Origin of the sequence: Streptococcus sp. HMSC10A01 (assembly GCF_001807785.1) — a bacterium.
GTDB classification, from domain to species: Bacteria; Bacillota; Bacilli; order Lactobacillales; family Streptococcaceae; genus Streptococcus; species Streptococcus gordonii.
Map to the genome: position 1 here is coordinate 1 of NZ_KV790980.1, position 17,682 is coordinate 17,682.

Annotated in this window: 15 protein-coding genes, 1 tRNA gene, 1 pseudogene and 1 riboswitch; of the genes and pseudogenes, 16 read left to right on the forward strand and 1 reads right to left on the reverse strand. The window is 40.7% G+C overall.

The features are described 5' to 3' along the window. Window positions 1–37 precede the first annotated feature (37 nt). The 15 genes and pseudogenes from HMPREF3108_RS06655 to comB all read left to right on the forward strand — a co-directional run bounded on the left by HMPREF3108_RS06655 (window position 38) and on the right by comB (window position 14,363). A tRNA-Ser gene (locus tag HMPREF3108_RS06655) sits at window positions 38–125 on the forward strand. Between the two features lie 67 nt (window positions 126–192). Next, the gene (mreC, locus tag HMPREF3108_RS06660) at window positions 193–1,008 is read left to right on the forward strand and encodes a rod shape-determining protein MreC (RefSeq protein ID WP_048778924.1); all 816 of its coding nucleotides are present in this window, start codon (window positions 193–195) and stop codon (window positions 1,006–1,008) included. A gap of 1 nt (window position 1,009) precedes the next feature. Continuing rightward, on the forward strand, window positions 1,010–1,510 hold the full coding sequence (gene mreD / locus HMPREF3108_RS06665; RefSeq protein WP_048778927.1) for a rod shape-determining protein MreD: 501 nt from the start codon (window positions 1,010–1,012) through the stop codon (window positions 1,508–1,510). A gap of 99 nt (window positions 1,511–1,609) precedes the next feature. Beyond that, entirely contained in the window at window positions 1,610–2,800 is a 1,191-nt protein-coding gene (gene pcsB, locus HMPREF3108_RS06670; RefSeq protein ID WP_012131066.1) for a peptidoglycan hydrolase PcsB, read from the forward strand. Between the two features lie 159 nt (window positions 2,801–2,959). Next, window positions 2,960–3,925, forward strand: coding sequence for a ribose-phosphate diphosphokinase (locus HMPREF3108_RS06675; protein ID WP_048778932.1), 966 nt, complete (start codon window positions 2,960–2,962; stop codon window positions 3,923–3,925). Between the two features lie 216 nt (window positions 3,926–4,141). After that, window positions 4,142–4,729 (forward strand): amylase-binding adhesin AbpA, encoded by a 588-nt coding sequence (abpA, locus tag HMPREF3108_RS06680; protein WP_008810020.1) that lies wholly within the window; start codon window positions 4,142–4,144, stop codon window positions 4,727–4,729. Between the two features lie 88 nt (window positions 4,730–4,817). Next, the gene (gene srtB / locus HMPREF3108_RS06685; RefSeq protein ID WP_048778937.1) at window positions 4,818–5,675 is read left to right on the forward strand and encodes a class B sortase, LPKTxAVK-specific; all 858 of its coding nucleotides are present in this window, start codon (window positions 4,818–4,820) and stop codon (window positions 5,673–5,675) included. A gap of 78 nt (window positions 5,676–5,753) precedes the next feature. After that, window positions 5,754–6,413 carry an HAD family hydrolase gene (locus tag HMPREF3108_RS06690; protein ID WP_048778939.1) on the forward strand — a complete coding sequence of 220 codons (660 nt, stop codon included), beginning with the start codon at window positions 5,754–5,756 and terminating at the stop codon, window positions 6,411–6,413. Between the two features lie 13 nt (window positions 6,414–6,426). Beyond that, a riboswitch (TPP riboswitch) is annotated at window positions 6,427–6,528 on the forward strand. Window positions 6,529–6,752: 224 nt separating this feature from the next. Next, window positions 6,753–7,044: pseudogene (locus HMPREF3108_RS06695) on the forward strand (MTH1187 family thiamine-binding protein). Then, window positions 7,007–7,759 carry an ABC transporter permease gene (locus HMPREF3108_RS06700; protein ID WP_048778941.1) on the forward strand — a complete coding sequence of 251 codons (753 nt, stop codon included), beginning with the start codon at window positions 7,007–7,009 and terminating at the stop codon, window positions 7,757–7,759. Before HMPREF3108_RS06695 ends, HMPREF3108_RS06700 begins: the two are co-directional and overlap by 38 nt. A 40-nt stretch (window positions 7,760–7,799) precedes the next feature. Beyond that, window positions 7,800–8,801: an ABC transporter substrate-binding protein gene (locus HMPREF3108_RS06705; protein WP_141639677.1), complete on the forward strand. Its 1,002-nt coding sequence runs from the start codon at window positions 7,800–7,802 to the stop codon at window positions 8,799–8,801. Further along, on the forward strand, window positions 8,801–9,523 hold the full coding sequence (locus HMPREF3108_RS06710) for an ABC transporter ATP-binding protein (protein WP_061412633.1): 723 nt from the start codon (window positions 8,801–8,803) through the stop codon (window positions 9,521–9,523). Before HMPREF3108_RS06705 ends, HMPREF3108_RS06710 begins: the two co-directional genes overlap by 1 nt. 265 nt (window positions 9,524–9,788) lie before the next feature. After that, window positions 9,789–10,400, forward strand: a complete 612-nt coding sequence (gene rpsD / locus HMPREF3108_RS06715) for a 30S ribosomal protein S4 (RefSeq protein ID WP_008810013.1) — start codon at window positions 9,789–9,791, stop codon at window positions 10,398–10,400. A 441-nt stretch (window positions 10,401–10,841) separates the two neighbouring features. Beyond that, a complete protein-coding gene (comA, locus tag HMPREF3108_RS06720; protein ID WP_070493976.1) occupies window positions 10,842–12,995 on the forward strand; it encodes a peptide cleavage/export ABC transporter ComA in 2,154 nt (717 codons plus the stop codon). Between the two features lie 9 nt (window positions 12,996–13,004). Beyond that, window positions 13,005–14,363 (forward strand): competence pheromone export protein ComB, encoded by a 1,359-nt coding sequence (gene comB / locus HMPREF3108_RS06725; protein WP_070493979.1) that lies wholly within the window; start codon window positions 13,005–13,007, stop codon window positions 14,361–14,363. A gap of 118 nt (window positions 14,364–14,481) precedes the next feature. On the opposite strand, the gene HMPREF3108_RS06730 is transcribed toward comB, so the two are convergent. Continuing rightward, window positions 14,482–16,131, reverse strand: a complete 1,650-nt coding sequence (locus HMPREF3108_RS06730) for a GBS Bsp-like repeat-containing protein (RefSeq protein ID WP_070493982.1) — start codon at window positions 16,129–16,131, stop codon at window positions 14,482–14,484. A gap of 244 nt (window positions 16,132–16,375) precedes the next feature. On the opposite strand from HMPREF3108_RS06730, the gene purD reads away from it, so the two are divergent. Then, the gene (purD, locus tag HMPREF3108_RS06735; protein WP_070493985.1) at window positions 16,376–17,635 is read left to right on the forward strand and encodes a phosphoribosylamine--glycine ligase; all 1,260 of its coding nucleotides are present in this window, start codon (window positions 16,376–16,378) and stop codon (window positions 17,633–17,635) included. Window positions 17,636–17,682: the final 47 nt, after the last annotated feature.

Here is a 17,682-nt window from a genome sequence, read left to right on the forward strand (position 1 = left end):
TCGGTGGTTCGAGTCCACTCGTGCCCATTTTATAGTTGGAGAATTACTCAAGAGGCTGAAGAGGACGGTTTGCTAAATCGTTAGGTCGGGTAACTGGCGCGGGGGTTCGAATCCCCCATTCTCCGTCAATAGGGAGTTTAGCATTTGCTATCTCCTTTTCTTGTACTTTGTTGTGAGATTGTAGGTATTGAGATGAAAAAATTTAAAAAATCAAGATTAATTGTAATGATCATTGTTCTAATTTTAACTGCTTCAGCTTTGTTACTTTCTACTTATTCTACTTGGTTTGTAAATGGGACATCAAATGCTTTAAGCCTTGTTGATAATGTTTTGTCAAAACCATTCCACTTACTTACTGATGTGAAAAGTGATTTGGAACATTTGGTTAATACTTATCATGAGAATGAAGAGTTAAAAGCTACTTTAAATGAAATTGATTCAGCGTCAAATGAAGTTTCAGATTTAAAAGAAGAAAATGCCCAACTTCGAGAAATGCTTGATATGAAGAATTCTATTAAAAGTGATGTGAAACTATCTGCTGATGTTATTGCTCGCACTCCTGCTTCATGGTCTAATGAGTTGACAGTTAATGTAGGATCAGAAAATAAAGTAGCTTCAACCATGCTTGTTGTTGGCAATGGTGGCTTGATTGGGAGTGTTGATCAAGTGAATGAACATTCTAGTAGAATTAGTCTATTAACGAATAAAAAGAATAGCGAAAATATATCTGTTAGAATACAAAGCGGCTCAAAAACTATTTATGGTATTATTGTAGGGTATAGTGAAAAAAAGTCAGCCTTTATTGTTAGTCAGCTGAATACTTCTGATGAGATTAAAGAGGGATCAAAAGTTGTTACAAGTGGCTTAGGATCTTATCCCGTTGCAAATATTTCTGTTGGGAAAGTATCTTCTGTAGCTTCAAGTAGTGACTATTTGACAAAAGAAGTATATATTAAACCAAGTGCTGATTTTTCTGACATTCGTGTGGTAACTTTGGTGGGGAATTGATATGCGACTTTTTAAACAATATGTGGGAATACCGTTGTTATTGCTTTTTTTAATGTTATTAGATGGCCAGATTTCAACCTTAATTGCTTCCTTTTTACCTATAAGTTTCCATTTAGTTTGCCATTTGGTGTTGATCTTTCTGCTATTTATTTCAGTAGAAGTGTCTGATGTAACAGCATTTACAATATTCTTAGTGATAGGTATTCTTTATGATGCTTACTATTTTCATGTAATTGGAATTGCCACATTATTACTTCCCCTGTTGAGTGTATTAGTCAATAAATATAATACAATCATGATGAGCAATAAAATCACTCGATTCTTGTCCGTTTTAATACTAGTATTCTTGTTTGAATTTGTTTCTTTTTTATTAGCCAATCTAGTTTCTTTAACTAGTATGGAAATAAGTAGTTTTATTGTCTATAGTTTGGCTCCGACAATGGTGCTTAATTCCCTACTTTTACTACTTTTGCAACCGGTTTTGGAAAAAGTTTATTTATGATAAAAAAGAAGAAATAAAAATGTAATAAAGGCGTAACATATTCTACGTCTTTTTCTGTTATACTTATTATTGTCTTATTGGATAGGAGTAGAATTATTTATGAAGAAAAAAATTATCACTTCGATGTTATTAAGTGCTTTGGTTCTTACTCAAGGTGCTAGTCTAGTGAATGTGCATGCCGATACAACAGATGACAAGATCGCTGCACAGAACAATAAAATTAATAGTTTAAATGCTCAACAACAAGCTGCACAAGCTCAAGTTGATCAAATTCAAAGTCAAGTATCAGCAATTAAATCACAACAAGAAAAGCTTCAAGCAGAAAACGAAAAGTTAACAGCAGAATCTGAAAAACTTTCAGCTGAAATCGATGAATTGTCAAAAAACATTGTAGCACGTAATGAGTCATTAGCAAACCAAGCTCGTAGCGCTCAAACAAGTGGAACTGTTACAAGCTATATTAATACGATTGTTAACTCAAGCTCTATCACTGAAGCAATTTCACGTGTGACAGCTATGAATGAAATCATTTCCGCTAACAATAAAATGTTGGAACAACAAAAAGCGGATAAAGAAGCTATTACTGAGAAACAAATTGCTAATAACGAAGCAATCAATACAGTTATTGCGAACCAACAAACCTTGGCTGATGATGCTCAAGCGTTGTCAACTAAAGAAGCTGAATTGAAGGTTGCACAAATCAATCTTGCAGCTGAAAAAGCAAGTGCCGAAGGTGAGAAAAATTCTCTTTTAGAACAAAAAGCAGCAGCACAAAAAGCAGCTGAAGCAGCAGCAGCAGCTGAAGCAGCTTACCGTTCACAACAAGCTTCTCAACTTCAAGCAATTCAAGCATCTGGTAATACAAACCTCTCAGCACAAATACAAGCTGTTTCTGGAGGTACTCCTGCTGCAGCAGCACCTGCACCAGCAGCGACAGTGTCTAATGTATCTTATTCTTCAGACGCTTCTACTTACCCTGTTGGTCAGTGTACTTGGGGAGCTAAAACATTGGCACCTTGGGCTGGTAATTACTGGGGTAATGGTGGTCAATGGGCAGCAAGTGCAGCAGCGGCAGGCTTCCGTGTAGGTTCTCAACCGCAAGTTGGAGCGATTGCATGTTGGACTGATGGTGGTTATGGACACGTGGCTGTAGTAACAGCAGTTCAGTCTTCAACTAGCATTCAAGTATCAGAAGCTAACTATCTTGGTCAACAATCAATTGGTAACTACCGTGGTTGGTTTGACCCAACAACTGCACAAGGTACAGTAAGTTACATTTATCCAAATTAATAAATTTAGAAGGTTGGAATTTCCAACCTTTTTATTTTTAGCACAAGATTAAGTATTTGTAAGACTATTCAAATATTTTTTGTAAAACGCTTTATTCTAAATTGAAATATTCCTTAAAAAGGGTTAAAATGTAAATGGAATAAATTTTCGGAGGCAAACATGTCATTTTCTGATTTAAAGCTCTTTGCTCTTTCTTCTAACCAAGAGTTGGCCAAGCGGGTAGCCAAAGGGATAGGAATGGAGCTTGGAAAGTCGACGGTACGTCAGTTTTCGGATGGGGAGATTCAAGTCAATATTGAAGAATCAATTCGAGGCAAGCATGTTTTTATTTTGCAGTCTACGAGCTCACCTGTTAACGATAATCTTATGGAGATTTTGATTATGGTGGATGCGCTTAAGCGAGCAAGTGCTGAATCTATCAATGTGGTCATGCCTTACTATGGTTATGCTAGACAAGACCGTAAGGCACGTGCTCGTGAACCGATTACTTCTAAACTAGTAGCAAATATGCTAGAAATTGCTGGTGTTGATCGTTTGCTGACAATTGATTTACATGCTTCACAGATTCAAGGCTTCTTTGACATTCCGGTTGATCATTTAATGGGAGCGCCTCTCATTGCTAATTACTTTGAACGTCGTGGAATGATTGGAAGTGACTATGTTGTTGTGAGCCCTGACCATGGTGGTGTCTCACGTGCTAGAAAATTAGCGGAATTTCTAAAAACACCGATTGCTATTATTGACAAACGTCGTAGTGTAGATAAGATGAACACTAGTGAGGTCATGAATATTATTGGTAACGTTAAGGGCAAAACTTGTATTTTGATCGATGATATGATTGATACTGCAGGAACCATCTGTCACGCATCAGATGCTTTAGCTGAAGCAGGTGCAGTTGATGTTTATGCTAGTTGCACTCACCCAGTTCTATCTGGTCCTGCAATGGAAAATATTCAGAAATCTGCTATCAAGAAATTAGTTGTTCTGGATACAATTTATCTTCCGCAAGAACGTTTAATTGATAAGATTGAGCAGATTTCTATTGCTGATCTTCTTTCAGAAGCAATAATTCGTATCCATGAAAAACGTCCTCTTTCTCCTTTGTTTGAAATTGGAAAAAATTAATATTATAAAAGTGTTACAATATTACACATTTCTGAAATGCTTCCCTCTGACCACAAGATAAGGGGGATTTTTTATTGAAACGAAGCCGTTTCTACCATATGATGAATTTCAAAATAATAAAAAAAACTATTGACAAAAATAGGGCAAATATATATAATATAGGTAGTAACTCCGAGTTACGAATAATTTTTTTAAAAAGAAAAAGGAGATAAAACGATGAAAAAAGTTTTATTGTCAAGCGTGGTAGCACTTACATTATTTGCAGCTGCAGCACCAGTTTTCTCTGCTGATGAAGCTACTGATGCAGCTCGTAACAACGACGGCGCATACTACCTTCAAACTCAATTCACAAATGCTGATAAAGTAAACGAATACTTGGCTCAACATGATGGTGAAATCCGTGCAGAAGCTGCTGCAGATCCAGCAGTAGTAGCTGCTAAAGCTGCTCTTGATGCAGTTGAAGGTGGAAGCCACAATTATGGTGAAGTTAAAGCAGCTTATGAAGCAGCATTCAACAACGCTTTCAACGCTGTACGTAACAAATATGTACAACAATTCCAAGCTACATACAACAACGCTACAGAACAAGAAGGCAAAACATACATCCAAGGTGAAACTCCTGAACAAGCTAACGCTCGTTACTTGAAACGTGTTGGTGCAGCTAACAACCAAAACCCAGCTGCAGAAGACAAAGGAGCTACTACTCCTGCTTCTAAAGAAGAAGCTAAAAAATCAGAAGCTGCTGCTAAAAACGCAGGTAAAGCTGCAGGTAAAGCACTTCCAAAAACTTCAGCAGTTAAATAATTCTTTATTGATACTGATGTAAACAATATCACTGGGCCATTGGTTCAGTGATATTTTCTTAGAAAAAAATGGGGAATACTTAAATATTATGAGTCAAAATGCTAAAAGACAGACTAAGAAGGCTCCAAATAAGAATTTAAAACTATTTGGTGCTTTATTAGGTATCATTGTTGTTGCTGTTGCAGCTGCAATGCTGATTTTTAATCCATTTAAGTCAGCGCCTAAGTCGAATACGACTGCTTCTACTAGTCAAGTAACAAAAAGTTCTACAAAGAATACTTATCAACCAAGCAAGGAAGAAAAAGAGTATTTAGCCAAGCGCTTTGCAGATTTAAAGGCTATTAATAGTGAAGCTATTGCTTATGTTTATGCTCCAGGTACAAAATTAGATGAACCTGTTGTACAGACGAAAGACAATTCTACTTATCTTGATAAAACCTTTGAAGGCGGGAATGAGCCTTACATGGGGACAGTCTTTATGGACACAGATAATAAGAAAGATTTTAGTGATCGCTTGACTTGGCTCTTTGGTCATGCTCGTGGAAGTAAAGTAGCGGACAATCGTATGTTTAACGATGTCAACTTCTATGACAATCAGGAATTTTTCGATCAGCACAAGTATGTTGTTGTTGAAACACCTGAGCGTAAGTTCTACTATGAAGCAATGGGCTTGGTTATTGTACCAGAGGAGACTGCTTTCTATCGGACTAGCTTCGATGGAGATAAGGACTTTACAGATCAGCTCAAGAGTATTTATGAAGCATCTAGAACTAAGAACAAGAACATCACGGTAAGAGCAAGTGATAAATATCTTGTGTTATCAACCTGTCGTGAAGAGGATGAGACAATTCGTTCTAACCTCTACCTACGTCAGATTCCAGATTCTGAAATGAGTGCTTTCCTTGCGAAACATGGGTCAGAATTGACATATACTCCTACTAGATAGGTTATTAAAGAGGCGGAATTTATTTTCGCCTTTTTTATATTTTTTAAACATGTTATAATGGGATCAGAGGTGGACACTATGATTAAAAATTTGGTTTTTGATTTAGGAAATGTTTTGATTGAGTGGAATCCAGATAAGATATTCAGGCATTTTGAAGCGGATGAAATACGACGACAATCCCTGAGAGAAGCAATTTTTGATTCACACCTATGGCACCAAACGGATTGGGGGTCCTTGTCTTTGTCGGAAGCTTGCAAATTAGCTCAACAGAATCTAGATCCATCTTTTGAAGCTGTAGTTGAAAAAATATTTTTTCACTGGTATGAGGCTGTGGATGTCTACCAAAATTTGCAAGAAAAAATAGAGCAATGGTCGAAGTTAGGCTATCATATTTACATTTTATCAACAACCTGTGAGATATTTTATAGGATTGAACAGGCAGGATTATTGCCAATTTTTCCTCTTTTGTCAGGCTATATTCTCTCTTCAGAAGTTAAAGTAGTAAAACCTTACAAAATAATATACCAGGAACTCCTTGAGAAATATAATCTTAAACCAGAAGAGTCGGTCTTTATGGACGACATTCAGGTCAATCTAGATACGGCAAGGGAAATGGGCTTTGAGACAATATTGGCCAAGAGCGAATTGGAAAATATTGAGGCGTTGGATTGTTTATTACTTTCTAAGGGGATGTTTGGTTCAGTGGGATTAAGCACAAATCTTGACATAGAGTCCTGATTGCGCTATCATAATATACATATATGGGAGTCTGTGTACAGTCTGAGAGGAAGTGTAAACTTCGACCGCACCTGATCTGGGTAATGCCAGCGTAGGGAAAAGTATTTGTAAAAACCTTGTGGTTTTACTAAAAGTGGCGAGTGATTCGCCTATCTTTAGGATACTGATGCATGCTACACCTTTTCCATATTGGAGAAGGTGTTTTTGTATGAAGTGCAAGGTTTTTATAAAGAGAGCTTGCGATCTCTTTCATTAGGGAAAGAACGGTCTGGTTAGTAAATGGAATCGTATCTGTATGCATCATTCTCAGATAGAGTTTGAATGCAGGGAGGTGAAGAGATGAAAGCAAGCATTGCTTTGCAAATTCTGCCCTTGTCAACTGATAAAGGACGGTTGGCAGTCATAGAGGAAGTAATTGAGTATCTGCAGAAACAGCCCGTGAGGCAAGTTGGTAACTCCTTTTGAAACAGTTTTAGAAGGAGAATGGGAAGATTTGTTTCCTATATTGGGAAAGGCAATAGAATTGGCTGGTAGTCAAGCGGATAATGTATTTGCAAATGTGAAGATAAATTATGGAGAGATTTTGTCTATTGATGAGAAACTTGAAAAATATTCTGCGCCAGCAGATTAGTCTTTTAGGGATGGTGGGTGTGCTTGCTATTTGGCAGGTCATGGGCTGGCTCAAGCTCTTGCCTAAGTTCATTTTGCCGACGCCTTTGGAAATTTGTCAGGCTTTTGTTAGGGATGCACAACTGTTGGCTATACACAGTTGGGCGACTTTAAAAGTTGCCTTGTTGGGTTTGCTGCTAGGAGTCATTATAGCTTGCTTGCTGGCAGTGCTCATGGATAGTCTGAGCTGGCTCAATGATTTGATTTATCCCATGATGGTTGTGGTGCAGACGATTCCGACCATTGCGTTAGCGCCAATTCTGGTTCTCTGGCTGGGTTATGGGATTTTGCCCAAGATTGTGCTTATTATTTTGACGACAACTTTTCCGATTATCGTCAGTATTCTGGATGGTTTTCGGCATTGCGATAGAGATACCTTGACTCTCTTTGAACTCATGCAGGCCAATCGCTGGCAGATTCTCTGGCATTTTAAGATTCCAGCTAGTTTACCTTATTTCTATGCGGGTCTGAGGGTCAGTGTTTCCTATGCTTTTATCACGACTGTGGTCTCCGAATGGCTGGGCGGCTTTGAAGGGCTGGGTGTCTATATGATCCAGTCTAAGAAGCTTTTCCAGTACGATACTATGTTTGCCATTATCGTTTTAGTATCAGTTATCAGTCTTCTGGGTATGAAGCTGGTAGCTATTAGTGAAAAATTTGTCATCAAGTGGAAATAGGGGCTTAGCTCTGCTATTTTCCAAAAAAGAAAAGAGGATTATGATGAAAAAAAGTTGTAAATTGTTCCTTGCAGGTTTGGCTGCAGTATCACTCTTTGGTCTAGCTGCTTGCGCTCAGTCGAAATCTACGTCTGAGAGCAAGGACAAAAAGATTGATTTTATTTTGGACTGGTCACCCAATACCAATCATACAGGACTTTATGTAGCTAAGGAGAAGGGTTACTTTAAGGAAGCAGGTGTGGATGTTGATATTAAGTTGCCACCAGAAGATAGCACTTCTGACCTGATTATTAATGGCAAAGCTCCTTTTGGAATTTACTTCCAGGATTCTATGGCTAAAAAACTGGATAAGGGCGCAGAAATCACAGCTGTTGCGGCTATTGTAGAACACAATACTTCAGGTATCATTTCTAAGAAATCTGCAGGGATTAATGGTCCTAAGGATCTGGCTGGGAAGAAATATGGCACCTGGAATGACCCTGTGGAGTTGGGCATGCTGAAGACATTGGTAGAAAGCCAAGGTAGCAAGTTTGATGATGTAGAGAAGGTTCCGAATAATGATTCTAACTCTATCACACCAATTGAAAATGGTTTGTTTGATGCGGCATGGATTTATCATGGCTGGGATGGTATCATGGCACAGACTCAGGGCATGGACACTAATTTCTTTTTTATGAAGGACTATGTCAAGGAGTTTGACTATTATTCTCCTGTCATCATTGCTAATAATGACTATCTGAAGAAGAATCCGGACGAGGCAAAAAAAGTCTTGCAAGCTATTAAAAAAGGCTACCAATATGCTATGGAGCACCCTGAAGAAGCAGCAGACATTTTAATCAAAAATGCACCAGAATTGAAAAACAAACGTGACTTTGTTTTGGCTTCTCAAAAATATTTGTCTGAGCAATATGCGTCAGATAAGAGCAAGTGGGGTCAGTTTGAGGCTAGCCGTTGGAATGCCTTTTACAAATGGGCCAAGGATAACGGTCTTGTAAAAAATGACTTGAGTGACAAGGGATTTAGCAACGATTATATAAAATAATGACAGTAATTAAACTTGAAAATGTAAGCTATGCTTATGATGAACAGCAAATTTTAAAAGATATCAACCTAGAGGTGGAAGCTGGCCAAGTAGTGGCAATCTTGGGTCCTAGTGGCGTTGGGAAATCGACTCTTTTTAACCTCATTGCTGGGATTTTGGAGGTCCAGTCGGGCAGGATTGTCCTAGATGGGCAGGAAAATCCTAAGGGCCAGGTGAGTTATATGCTACAGAAGGACTTGCTGCTGGAGCACAAGACGGTGCTGGGTAATGTTATCTTGCCCCTCTTAATCCGAAAAGTATCCAAAAAGGAAGCGACGGAGCAGGCAACTCAGATTTTGAAGGAGTTCGGGCTCTTTGATGTGGCAGACAAGTATCCACATGAGCTGAGTGGGGGGATGCGACAGCGCGTGGCTCTGCTACGGACCTATATGTTCGGCCACAAGCTATTTCTTCTGGACGAGGCCTTTAGTGCTTTGGATGAGCTGACTAAGATGGAGTTGCACGCTTGGTATCTGGACATTCATCGTAGGCTGGGTCTGACGACTCTTCTCATCACCCATAGCATCGAGGAAGCTCTGGCTTTGAGCGATAGGATTTATATTCTGAAAAATCGTCCAGGGCAAATCGTCGCCAATCTCCAGCTTATCTGGTCAGACAGCGAGGATAAAGAACTGCAGAAGCTGCGATACAAGCAGGAGATTTTGAAGATTTTGGGAGTGTGAAGTAGCTGCCTGAATTCCTTTACTTTCAAGAAACAACCTCAATCAAGCCTTTTGGCTTGATTTTTTGTATGAGGCCCTTTACTTTTGACTTTATTCATGGTACAATAGCCTTTGTGTGAAATAGCAGCAGGAAAGCATGAAGCTCGTCAACAGGTGTCTTATGACAAGTAACCTTGGCTGTTTAGGCGAAGGGCATCTGCACGAATCAGGGCTTTCTAAGTGACTATTTCCACCGAAATATTATTTATATCAGGAGGACATACACATGTCACGTTATACAGGACCATCTTGGAAACAAGCTCGTCGCCTTGGTCTTTCACTTACAGGTACAGGTAAAGAATTGGCACGTCGTAACTACGTACCAGGACAACACGGACCAAACAACCGTTCTAAATTGTCAGAATACGGTTTGCAATTGGCTGAAAAACAAAAACTTCGTTTCACTTACGGTGTAGGTGAAAAACAATTCCGTAACTTGTTCGTTCAAGCTACTAAGATCAAAGAAGGAATCCTTGGTTTCAACTTCATGCTTCTTTTGGAACGTCGTTTGGATAACGTTGTTTACCGTCTTGGCCTTGCGACTACTCGTCGTCAAGCACGTCAATTCGTAAACCACGGTCACATCCTTGTTGACGGCAAACGCGTTGATATCCCATCATACCGCGTAACTCCAGGTCAAGTGATCTCAGTTCGTGAAAAATCATTGAAAGTGCCTGCAATCCTTGAAGCTGTTGAAGCAACTCTTGGACGTCCAGCATTCGTATCATTTGATGCTGAAAAATTGGAAGGTTCATTGACTCGCTTGCCAGAACGCGACGAAATCAACCCAGAAATCAACGAAGCACTTGTCGTTGAATTCTACAACAAAATGCTTTAATTTTAGGATATATCTTACGAAAAGCCTACAACAGTGGGCTTTTTGTTTTGTCTTAAAACGTTGATTTCTGGGTTTGTTCAGTTATAAACTTTTTAATGCAGTCTCATAGAATGTGACTGTTTTTTTGTCTTCTCTTTTGAGAGGTGTGTATCCATAGTCATGGGTAAGGTGAAGTCACTTAGAAGTGGATGTTTAAGAAGCATTTCCATTAGCTGATAAATGTGTTTGGAGTTGAGTCGATCCGGAGTGGTTTGTAGGAATCTAGTGAGAAAGCTAGCTGTCATCTGACAAAAAGCTCATGACATTTTAAAAAAGAGCAATTAAAAATGAGGAACATCTGAGAAAAAAAGTTTGGCAAGTCGCCAATAGATTATCATTCAGGTAGGTTTTTTTATTATCATAAATTCATCAAGTATAAATGCATATGGAGAAAAGGTTTTTATGAAATTTAGGAAACGGCATTACAGAGCGCAAGTTGATACTAGGGATTGCGGTGTGGCAGCTCTGGCTATGGTTTTTGGTTATTATGGATCGTATTTTTCCTTGGCTACACTACGAGAAAAGGCAAAAACGACTAATGATGGCACAACTGCTTTGGGTTTGGTGAAAGTTGCTGAGGGCTTAAATTTTGAGACAAGGGCTTTTAAAGCTGATATGGGAATCTTTGATCTGGAAGATGTATCTTATCCCTTCATCGTTCATGTACTTAAGGAAGGGAAACTCCTGCATTATTATGTTGTAACGGGACAAGATAAACATACGATTCATATTGCAGACCCAGATCCTCAAGTTAAGATGACAAAGATTTCGCGAGAGCGTTTCGAACAGGAGTGGACAGGAATTACCATTTTCCTGGCTCCTAGTCCGGCCTATAAGCCTAGTCAGGAAAAGAAAAATGGGCTTTTAGATTTCATTCCCTTATTGATCAAGCAGAAGGGATTGATTGCTAATATTGTACTTGCAACTTTGCTGGTAACGTTGATCAATATTGTTGGATCCTACTACCTTCAATCGATTATTGATACTTATGTGCCTGATCATATGAAAACGACGCTGGGTATGATTTCTATCGGCTTGATTATTGTCTACATTTTGGAGCAATTCTTGTCTTATGCCCAAGAATATTTACTCTTGGTTTTGGGGCAACGTCTATCAATTGATGTGATCTTATCCTATATCAAGCACGTTTTTCAGCTACCTATGTCATTTTTCGCGACAAGGCGGACAGGGGAAATTGTTTCTCGTTTTACGGATGCCAATCGGATTATTGATGCCTTGGCCAGTACAATCTTGTCTATTTTCTTGGATGTGTCGATTGTATCGATCATTGCGATTGTTCTTTTTTCACAAAATAGCAGTCTTTTCTTTTTGACCTTGCTAGGAATCCCAGTTTACGCGCTCATTATTTTTCTTTTTATGAAGCCTTTTGAAAAGATGAATCATGAGACGATGGAAGCAAATAGTCTGTTGTCGTCTTCCATTATTGAAGATATCAATGGGATTGAAACGATCAAGTCTTTGACCAGCGAAAAACAACGTTATCAGAAGATTGACAAGGAATTTGTGACTTATCTGAAAAAGTCTTTTGCATATGGACGTTCTGAGAGTTTACAAAAAGTCTTGAAAGCAGCAGCTCGTTTGATTTTAAACGTCTTGATTTTATGGCTAGGAGCCACACTTGTCATGGATCAAAAAATCAGTCTTGGTCAGCTCATCACTTATAATACGCTCCTAGTCTACTTTACTAATCCTTTAGAAAATATTATCAATTTGCAAACGAAGTTACAGTCTGCTCGTGTAGCCAACGAGCGTCTCAATGAGGTCTATTTAGTCCAGTCTGAGTTTAATGAAGAGAAGCTTATTAAAGACTTGAGCCACTTTCCGGCTGACATCGATTTTCGTGGAGTCAGTTATAAGTATGGCTATGGGGCCAATGTATTATCAGAAATTGACTTGCATATTCCTGCTGGAAGTAAGACCAGCTTTGTTGGTGTATCAGGATCAGGAAAAACAACCTTGGCCAAGATGATGGTGCATTTTTACGGTCCGAATCAAGGGGATATTTGTCTGGGAGGTGTCAATCTCAATCAGCTGGATAAGCAGGCACTGCGCCAATATATCAACTATCTTCCCCAGCAACCTTATGTTTTTAATGGAACTATTTTGGAAAATTTACTCTTAGGTGCGCGTGAAGGCACGACTCAAGAAGATATTCTGCGGGCGGTAGAATTGGCAGAAATTAGGTCGGATATTGAGCGGATGCCTCTCAATTATCAGACAGAGCTATCAGCAGATGGAGCAGGGATTTCAGGTGGTCAACGCCAGCGTATTGCTCTAGCGAGGGCTCTCTTGACAGATGCGCCAGTGCTTATCTTAGATGAAGCAACGAGTAGTCTGGATATTCTAACAGAGAAGCGGATCATTGATAATCTGATGGCGCTTGATAAGACGATTATTTTCATCGCGCATCGTTTGACTATTGCGGAACGTTCGGAGCAGGTGGTCGTTTTGGATCAAGGTAGGATTGTTGAGAGTGGAAGTCATAAGGAGCTGATCGAAAAAGAAGGTTTTTACCACCATTTGATCAATAGTTAGGGAGAAAATATGAATGAACAATTTTTAGAAAGTGCAGAGTTTTATCAGAAACGTTATCATAATTTTGCTAGTTGTTTAATTGTGCCAAGTCTTATTTTACTAGTATTTCTAGTTGGTTTTTCCATGCTGGCTAAAAAAGAAATTACGATTTCTAGCCGTGCTTCTGTAGAAGCTAGCCGAGTGCTAGCTCAGATTCAGTCGACTAGTAACCAGCCTATCATTGCGAATCATTTGGCAGAAAACAAGGAGGTCAAAAAAGGGGACCTGCTAATCCAGTATGCAGTAGAAGGAGAGGGGGCTCAGGAACAGAAGTTTTCCAGCCAACTTGACTTACTCAAAGATCAAAAGGGCAAACTAGAAACTTTGCGTTCCAGTTTAGAAAGTGGGCGTAATCAATTCACTGAGCCAGATAGTTATGGCTATGAACAAAGCTTTAAAGACTACCAGAATCAAGTAGAGAGTATGACTAGTTCTGTGAATCAGCAAAATGCTACGATTGCTTCCCAAAATGCAGCAGCCAGTCAGTCTCAGGCGGAACTTGGTGGTGTTATCAGCGATGTGGATAGCAAGCTAAATGACCATCGAAACTTAAAAAATGCCATTCAAAGTGGGGTGGGTATAGATGCATCGCACCCTCTTTACTCCTTGTATCAGTCCTATCGTGATCAGTTGAGTTTGGCAGAGGATAAGGCAACAGCTCAAAGTCAGATTGTAGCTCAGTTAGATGGGCAAATCTCTCAATTAGAAGCAACAGCTGCGACTTATCGTGTCCAATATGCTGGTGCAGGCGCCCAACAAGCCTATGCTAGCAATTTATCCAGTCAGTTGGCTTCACTGAAAGCCCAGTATCTGGTCAAGGTAGGACAAGAATTGACCACTCTGACTCAGCAAATCTTGGAAGCCGAGAGCAATCTTAAACTTCAAGAAACAGTCTCTAAGCGAGGTCAGATTTTGGCTGAAATGGATGGCTTGCTTCACTTAAATCCAGAAGTACAAGGATCTACTCTGGTGGCAGAAGGAACTGCTTTGGCTCAGATTTACCCCAAAATCACTAGTGAAAGAAAAATCAAAATTGTCACATATGTTTCTTCCAAGGATGTATCTACTATTAAAAATGGAGACAAGGTGCGCTTTATCACTGCTGATGACGCTAACAAACAAATGATTTTGACATCCCAAATTTCCAGTATTGACGCCAATGCTACTCAAACCAAACAAGGAAATTTCTTTAAAGTAGAATGTGAAATGGCTGTTAGTAAAGATCAAGCTAAGAAGCTCCGCTATGGCTTGGAAGGTAAATTTGTCATGGTAACTGGGCAAAAGACTTATTTCAGCTATTATATGGAAAAATTTTTTAATCTTGGTTGAAGAACGTAGTTTAGTTTGTGATAAAAGAAGGGCGAGAAGCCCTTTTTTGTAGTTCACTGGATGTTTTACAGTAATATAAAAAAGCCCTCCGAAATAAGGGAGGTGCTAAATGATAGGGTTAATTTGGGTAGATATAGGAAACCGTGCCCTGAGCGATGGTTGGGTCAAACCAGCCACGGAAATTAGCGATATAGCGCTGTCCAGCGTAGTTGGATTCCTGAATTTGGATACGCTTATGTGAATCAACATGCGTGACGACGCCGACATGTCCGTATCCACCGTCAGTCCAGCAGGCAATGGCTCCGACCTGAGGTGTGGATCCTACACGGAATCCTGCTCGGCGAGCACTGGCTGCCCAGTCCCCACCATTTCCCCACCAGTTTCCTGCCCAAGGAGCGAGAGCCTTGGCACCCCATGTACATTCACCAACAGGGTAGGTGTTACTTGGATCGGTTGCATGGTTAAGAGGTTTTCTCACAGCTACTGTTGGACGTGTCACTTGAAAATTAGAAGCCATGACTCCAGTTACTTTCCCACCAGATTGTCGATAGACATGGACATGATAGAGACCGTCACCGATATGATTGTTGGCGTTGAAATCTAACGAATAGCGCCCATTACCAAGAGAATTAGCCGTATACCAGCGGAGGTCGTCTTGGCCATTAATATCTGACCAGATGGGGAAGAGGATATGGCCGTCACCGAAACTATTTTGTAAGATAACTTGATAGTTTGATTGACCTTTATGGACCACTTGCAGACTCGGAGTTAGTGGTTGGGGTGCTGGCTGAGGCAGATTGACATTTTCAGCAACATAGCCAACTCGGCTACCGTCTTCATAGGTAATGTAGACGTGATTGATATAGTTGCCGTAAATCTGCTGGTGATTTCGTATATCGAATTGAACGGAAAAGCTTCCGTTACCTGTCTTTGAAGCCTCATACCATTTAAGATTGCTTTGATTTGCGGTGCTCCAAATAGGCACTTGTACACTTTTAATTCTCTTGGAATAAGGACTTTCTTGGACCCTTACGGTATAGGTCCCATTTTCCTTATTAATGTTGGTAATACTGATGAGTGGCTTGCTGTCTCTGACAGGCTCTGCCGGCACTCTGGCAGCTGAAGCTTGCAGAGGTTTGTTGTTGTTTGGCTTTGCCTGAGGGGGCGTCGCCTTTGGGTCAGCTACTTTTTGAGGAGGAAGAGATTTGTTTCGATCTTCGACTTTTTGATAGGAGTTCCGAGGGTTTTCAACTCTATTGGTCGCGGGGGCCGGAGCTGGAGAAGGTGCTGGGTTAGTTGGCTTTTGCTCAGCAGGCGCTTGAGGTGTAGCATTGTTAGACGAAGTGCTGTTTTGTTGTTCAGGGACAGTTTTTTCGGCTGATTGAACCGGCTTGTTTAGAAAGACCGATTTACTGCTCAAGTGATATTTGACACCATTCACATTGAGATAAGTCTCGATGAGAAATTTGCCCTGGCCCTTGTGCTGAGACAAGTCAATCCTGATCGTACTTTGATCAGCTGAATACCAGACAATATCGTCTTGGCCTCCCTCCTCAGACCAGACGGCATGTTGGATGGGGTAAGCTTCTTGCGCAGTGGTCGGTTGATACTGAACAATCGCTGTTTGTCCTTCAAGCTGAACGGAAACTTCGCTGGTCATAGCCGTCAGCTGGGATGGGCTAAACTGTTCATTCGCTGCAGCTAAGGGAGCGGATAGTGAGGTCAGCAAGGTTGCTGAAAGCAGTAAGAAATTTTTGTATTTTTTCATACATCTCCTTTACAATATTTTTTTGGAAAACTCCACTTATATTATTCGGGAAATTTATTGGAAAAATCAAAGTTTAGAAATTATCAAGCTTCTTCTAGCATATTTCTTTCGTTTCAAATGGCATAAAGCGAACGATTGTGATATAATTTAGATGAATAATTCGTAAAAATGGCAATGATTTTTACGTGATGTGTTAGCTTGGTGCGTAAGCGCCTGTGATATTGGATATTGAGGTATCTTAGCTATGAAGCTTTTAGTTGTGGGTTCAGGCGGTCGTGAGCACGCGATTGCCAAGAAATTGTTGGAGTCTCAGGGTGTGGAGCAGGTGTTTGTCGCTCCTGGAAATGATGGCATGACCTTGGATGGGTTGGATTTAGTGAACATTGGAATTTCCGAACATTCCAAACTAATCGAATTTGCCAAGAAGAATGATGTTGCTTGGTCCTTTATCGGTCCGGATGATGCCCTGGCAGCTGGAATTGTAGATGATTTTAACCAAGCTGGACTCAAGGCTTTCGGTCCATCTCGTTTAGCAGCGGAGCTGGAGTGGTCCAAGGATTTTGCCAAGGAAATCATGGTCAAATACGGTGTGCCGACAGCAGCCTATAGCACATTTTCCGACTTTGAGGAAGCCAAAGCCTACATCGAAAAGCAGGGGGCGCCTATTGTGGTCAAGGCGGACGGCTTGGCTCTGGGTAAGGGCGTAGTCGTAGCGGAGACCGTAGAGCAGGCAGTCGAAGCAGCTCACGATATGCTCTTGGACAATAAGTTCGGCGACAGTGGTGCGCGTGTGGTCATCGAGGAGTTTCTGGACGGCGAGGAATTTTCCCTATTTGCCTTTGTCAATGGAGACAAGTTTTACATCCTTCCGACAGCACAAGACCACAAGCGGGCCTATGATGGGGACAAGGGGCCCAATACAGGCGGTATGGGAGCCTATGCGCCAGTTCCTCACCTGCCACAAAGCGTGGTGGATCAGTCAGTTGAGACGATTATCAAGCCCGTTCTCGAAGGCATGATAGCTGAGGGCCGACCTTATCTGGGCGTGCTCTACGCTGGGCTGATTCTGACAGCCGATGGCCCTAAGGTTATCGAGTTCAACTCGCGCTTTGGCGACCCAGAGACCCAGATTATCCTGCCCCGTCTGACGTCTGACTTTGCGCAGAACATCACGGACATTTTGGACAAGAAAGAGCCTGCTATCACTTGGCTGGATGAAGGCGTGACCCTTGGCGTGGTTGTCGCCTCAGAGGGCTACCCACTGGACTATGAGAAAGGTCTGCCTCTGCCGGCGAAGACAGACGGCGACATTATCACCTACTATGCTGGAGCTAAGTTTGCGGAAAATAGCAGAGCATTGCTGTCAAATGGCGGCCGAGTGTACATGTTGGTCACCACAGCAGATACCGTCTCAGCTGCGCAGAAAAAAATCTACGACCAACTAAAAAAACAAGATACTACAGGCCTCTTTTATAGGCATGATATTGGTGGTAAGGCTTTGTAAATCAAATCTATGAAACTTTTAGCCGTGAGACTTAAAAATAGACTTCA

Bases quoted from the DNA above. Each gene is read 5' to 3' on its own strand.
- mreC (WP_048778924.1), top strand. From the start codon at position 193: ATGAAAAAATTTAAAAAATCAAGATTAATTGTAATGATCATTGTTCTA.
- mreD (WP_048778927.1), top strand. From the start codon at position 1,010: ATGCGACTTTTTAAACAATATGTGGGAATACCGTTGTTATTGCTTTTT.
- pcsB (WP_012131066.1), top strand. From the start codon at position 1,610: ATGAAGAAAAAAATTATCACTTCGATGTTATTAAGTGCTTTGGTTCTT.
- HMPREF3108_RS06675 (WP_048778932.1), top strand. From the start codon at position 2,960: ATGTCATTTTCTGATTTAAAGCTCTTTGCTCTTTCTTCTAACCAAGAG.
- abpA (WP_008810020.1), top strand. From the start codon at position 4,142: ATGAAAAAAGTTTTATTGTCAAGCGTGGTAGCACTTACATTATTTGCA.
- srtB (WP_048778937.1), top strand. From the start codon at position 4,818: ATGAGTCAAAATGCTAAAAGACAGACTAAGAAGGCTCCAAATAAGAAT.
- HMPREF3108_RS06690 (WP_048778939.1), top strand. From the start codon at position 5,754: ATGATTAAAAATTTGGTTTTTGATTTAGGAAATGTTTTGATTGAGTGG.
- HMPREF3108_RS06700 (WP_048778941.1), top strand. From the start codon at position 7,007: ATGAGAAACTTGAAAAATATTCTGCGCCAGCAGATTAGTCTTTTAGGG.
- HMPREF3108_RS06705 (WP_141639677.1), top strand. From the start codon at position 7,800: ATGATGAAAAAAAGTTGTAAATTGTTCCTTGCAGGTTTGGCTGCAGTA.
- HMPREF3108_RS06710 (WP_061412633.1), top strand. From the start codon at position 8,801: ATGACAGTAATTAAACTTGAAAATGTAAGCTATGCTTATGATGAACAG.
- rpsD (WP_008810013.1), top strand. From the start codon at position 9,789: ATGTCACGTTATACAGGACCATCTTGGAAACAAGCTCGTCGCCTTGGT.
- comA (WP_070493976.1), top strand. From the start codon at position 10,842: ATGAAATTTAGGAAACGGCATTACAGAGCGCAAGTTGATACTAGGGAT.
- comB (WP_070493979.1), top strand. From the start codon at position 13,005: ATGAATGAACAATTTTTAGAAAGTGCAGAGTTTTATCAGAAACGTTAT.
- HMPREF3108_RS06730 (WP_070493982.1), bottom strand. From the start codon at position 16,131: ATGAAAAAATACAAAAATTTCTTACTGCTTTCAGCAACCTTGCTGACC.
- purD (WP_070493985.1), top strand. From the start codon at position 16,376: ATGAAGCTTTTAGTTGTGGGTTCAGGCGGTCGTGAGCACGCGATTGCC.